Origin of the sequence: uncultured Polaribacter sp. (assembly GCF_947501385.1) — a bacterium.
Taxonomy (GTDB): Bacteria; Bacteroidota; Bacteroidia; order Flavobacteriales; family Flavobacteriaceae; genus Polaribacter.
This window is the reverse complement of record NZ_CANMVP010000061.1, coordinates 1-3469: the sequence shown is the minus strand read 5'-3', so window position 1 is coordinate 3469 and position 3469 is coordinate 1. Positions and strand designations below refer to the sequence as shown.

General features: G+C 32.9%; 5 protein-coding genes. All 5 read right to left on the bottom strand.

Annotated features, from left to right (window positions below):
- Nucleotides 1-356 precede the first annotated feature (356 nt).
- The gene (locus tag Q0998_RS19145) at nt 357-989 is read right to left on the bottom strand and encodes a hypothetical protein (RefSeq protein WP_299673028.1); all 633 of its coding nucleotides are present in this window, start codon (nt 987-989) and stop codon (nt 357-359) included.
- Nucleotides 974-1207 carry a zinc ribbon domain-containing protein gene (locus Q0998_RS19425; RefSeq protein ID WP_366943687.1) on the bottom strand — a complete coding sequence of 78 codons (234 nt, stop codon included), beginning with the start codon at nt 1205-1207 and terminating at the stop codon, nt 974-976. The genes Q0998_RS19145 and Q0998_RS19425 overlap by 16 nt, the downstream gene beginning before the upstream one ends.
- 97 nt (nt 1208-1304) lie before the next feature.
- Entirely contained in the window at nt 1305-1991 is a 687-nt protein-coding gene (locus tag Q0998_RS19140) for a WYL domain-containing protein (RefSeq protein ID WP_299673025.1), read from the bottom strand.
- Between the two features lie 715 nt (nt 1992-2706).
- Nucleotides 2707-3102, bottom strand: coding sequence for a helix-turn-helix transcriptional regulator (locus Q0998_RS19135; RefSeq protein WP_299673022.1), 396 nt, complete (start codon nt 3100-3102; stop codon nt 2707-2709).
- A 6-nt stretch (nt 3103-3108) separates the two neighbouring features.
- Nucleotides 3109-3297: a type II toxin-antitoxin system HicA family toxin gene (locus Q0998_RS19130; RefSeq protein WP_299673019.1), complete on the bottom strand. Its 189-nt coding sequence runs from the start codon at nt 3295-3297 to the stop codon at nt 3109-3111.
- Nucleotides 3298-3469: the final 172 nt, after the last annotated feature.

The window sequence follows — 3469 nt, the reverse complement described above, 5'->3', positions numbered from 1 at the left end:
TACCCCGCAATAAATACGGGGCAGGCTCTGGGGAGGTCTTCAAAACTACGAGTTGGTTATTTGGAGAAGTCAGCAGAGGTCATAGTACCTACAGGAAACGAGCAGAGGCAATACCTCCGATGGACTCACAAGTAGGGAAGGACTGAACATAATTCTCTTCAAAATTCGCATAGGAGCACTAGTGGTAGCCTATGCCTAAATTAGAAGATAGTGCCAAGGGTGAAAAGAGCTTTGGTTTGATGATTTACGAACCGCCGTATACGAGACCCGTATCCCGAGAATTCGGGAGTGGTGTGAGAGGCGCAGTGACGACTTTTAAGTCGTCACCCGTCTACTCGATTAGGTGTTGCCTTTTGTTACTTGAATTTTTGTATCACTTTTTCTATACATTTTCTTTTTGTTTCTTTCTCAATATCACCAAGTCTTGTAGTTAGGGTTTTCACAAAAAGGGCTTTGTTCTTTTCGTTAACTATAGGTGTTGCTCTTTCCGTATACATTGGAAGTTGATTTGTAGGGCTTTTCAAAAGTTGTTCTATTAGTAAAGCAAAAGCCCCATCGGAGTAATCTTTAATAGCGCATAACTTTATTAAAATATTTATTGCATGGTCTTTAGTAATAACCGAGCCTTTATCTGCAACTTCAAGAATGGTTGGAAGAATAGTATAAATTTCTTTAGGGAGCTCGTTTGTGATTGTACTAAGGGCAATCATTGCTCCCCATTGAAGTCGATTATTTTTACTGTTTAGTTGTTCTACAAATTCTTTGATATAATCAGCAATGAGTTTAGGCTCTTGTTCTCCAATTTCATAAAGTACTTTTATACAGTCATTCTGAATGGCTTTTTTATTGGATAGATTTTCAACTAATTCTTTTATAGCTTTCTTGTTTTTTGAAAGTACAATTTCTTTGGCAAGTTCTTGATTAGGTAGTTCATCTCTTCTGTTAAGTGAAGATGCTAATTTTTCGATAATACTCATATCTTTTTCCATCGTTTAAGACTAGGGATTTTTTTAACGAATGAATTCGCGAAGAGGGACATCATGAATCCCATTTCTTTCATTTTTTTCTTTACAAAATCTTGCATCTGGCTAGCTGTCCAATCAGGATTTGTGAATTGCCCACTTTCATAACAATAAGCACAATATATATTACTAATTGTACCGTCAGTATTCGATCCACCACCGTTTGGTGATTTTTTCAGAGGCATTCCGCAACTCTGACAATTTTTAAATTGTTCCATCATTAATTTATTTTTCACAATGATAAAACAGGTCACTGACAACCCTATGTCAGTATTTTTCAATTTATTTTTGTTCCAGTAATTTTATGTAGTCATTTATATCCAAATGATTTGATTTTATAAATGTTTTCATTAAGTTTTTCATTTGATTTATCTTTTTAACTTTAAAATCTCGGTATGCCTCTCGCTCCCAACACCAAGCAATTAAATGCCATTGATTAGAATAGAAAGTTAAACCTATGGGTTCTATTTCTCTAATACTTTTTACTTCTTTATTATTTGTGTAGGTTATCTGTAAAATTTGTTTTGTAACTATGGCGTTTTGTAATTCAGTTAAGTAACCAGAAACTTCCAATGTGTTTGGTGGAATGTATACTTTAATTTGTGATTGTAGAAAACTAGCTTTTTCTTTTTTATCTGTTCTTAAACTTGCTGTTATTTTCGCAATTGCATTTTCAATGTGAACTTTGGTGGTTTTGTCTGTGAATTTCTCAGATAGCTTTGATATGAGTATTAATGAATTAGCCTCTTCGTTTGTCAACGAAATTGGAGGGAGAAAAAAACCTTGAAGAATTGAATATCCTTTATCATTTTCAAAATTAATAGGGACACCAATTTCTCCGAGTGCTTTTAAATCTCGGTAAACAGTCCTTTCGCTGATTTCATATTTATCGGCAATAAATTTTGCTGTTATATTTCTTTTTGATTGCAACGTAGTTAAAATAGCAATAAGTCGGTCAATTCGATTCATGATCCTTTTTTTAACTGGTTTTTTAAGGTTACACCTAAAGTGTTTGTATATGGAAAGTTGCGTGTTTGCGTGCGAGGATTTTCCGAAGGAAAATCAGACGTAGCAAACGTGCAACGACCTTTGTTTTAGCACAACACCAGCAATTTTTTATATACGGTGTTGAACTAATCCTCGTACCTCGGAGGCTTTTCGCTATTTGTAAAAATACAGTATCTTAATGAATTCATAAAAACTTACAAACATGAATTTTAAAAAAAGTCAATTACTCTTCTCGAACGTGCCTTGACTGAGGTACCCAAATTCAAAGTATTAGCGCTCAGATTAGAGAAAAGTTTTGTTATCAATGGCAAAGCTAAAAGTACGTTAACCAACTATCTGCGCTGTCTCTCTCTCTTAGCGCTTTATTACAAATGCAGTCCAGAACTTCTCAATGAAGCGCAAATAAATGATTATCTCTACCATTGTCAAAACCTACACAATTGCGTAGCGAGTCGAAAAAATGAACAAGAATAAAAAGATGAATGATTAATTGTGTTTTAAGACAAAAAATGCACATAAAATCGAAAAGATAACACGCAGTACTTCTTGATAAGTAACTCCCAAAACCTCGATTTCCCCCTTATCTAAAAACTCCCCGAATCAGTCAACAAAATATATAGCGTTGGCCTATCGGCACGCCATATACTTAGTTATTGTAGCAAGTGCTTTTTATTTACTATGCGGTTTGTAATAAATTAATTCCAGATAATTCTTGTCCAATTTTATGAATTCCACTTAATATTTTTTCAGTTTGTTTCGCAGATGGTTTCTTTTTTCCAGAAACATATTGAGATAGTAAAGTCGCATTCATTCCAATTTTTTCGGCAAGAAATTTTGCATTTAGAACTTTATAGAATTTAAAAAACTGTTTAAAATCTATTTCAAATTTAATTTCGTTCGATTCTACTTTTACACTTTCTTCCTCAAAATGTAATTCTGTTGCCTCATAAGAATTATTTATTAATTCAGCAATAGATTTTCCAGTTGTAAAAATTGGATAATTTTGAGAAAAAGCGGAAAATCCTGTTTCAGTTTTTTCAACAGTCATTGTTATAACTTTCTTTTTTGACATAATTTTCTATTTTTTAATTCCTGCGTCTTTCAATATTTTCTTTTCCAATCCTTTCCCCATTTCTTGACTTCCGTGATTTGGAAATATAATAATTCCTTTTTTTGTTTCGTGTCTCATTTTAACGTGTGAACCTTTTTGAGAAACAGCATACCAACCGTCTTTCGTTAATATTCGATAAAGTTGAGAACACTTCATTCAATTTTTGTTTTTTACTAAACACAAAAGTAAATTATAATTTACTTTTAAACAAATAAATTTACTTGAATTGACGAATTTTCCGCATTTGCTACAACGGCAGTTCGTCTAATAACTCCGTTTTATTTTTAATTTATCCAACTAAATTACAGTATTAGTTTTACACGGGCTG

What these genes read in the sequence shown, in the direction of transcription:
- Q0998_RS19145 (WP_299673028.1), bottom strand. Translation starts at nt 989, where the DNA reads ATGGAAAAAGATATGAGTATTATCGAAAAATTAGCATCTTCACTTAAC.
- Q0998_RS19135 (WP_299673022.1), bottom strand. Translation starts at nt 3,102, where the DNA reads ATGTCAAAAAAGAAAGTTATAACAATGACTGTTGAAAAAACTGAAACA.
- Q0998_RS19130 (WP_299673019.1), bottom strand. Translation starts at nt 3,297, where the DNA reads ATGAAGTGTTCTCAACTTTATCGAATATTAACGAAAGACGGTTGGTAT.
- Q0998_RS19425 (WP_366943687.1), bottom strand. Translation starts at nt 1,207, where the DNA reads ATGCCTCTGAAAAAATCACCAAACGGTGGTGGATCGAATACTGACGGT.
- Q0998_RS19140 (WP_299673025.1), bottom strand. Translation starts at nt 1,991, where the DNA reads ATGAATCGAATTGACCGACTTATTGCTATTTTAACTACGTTGCAATCA.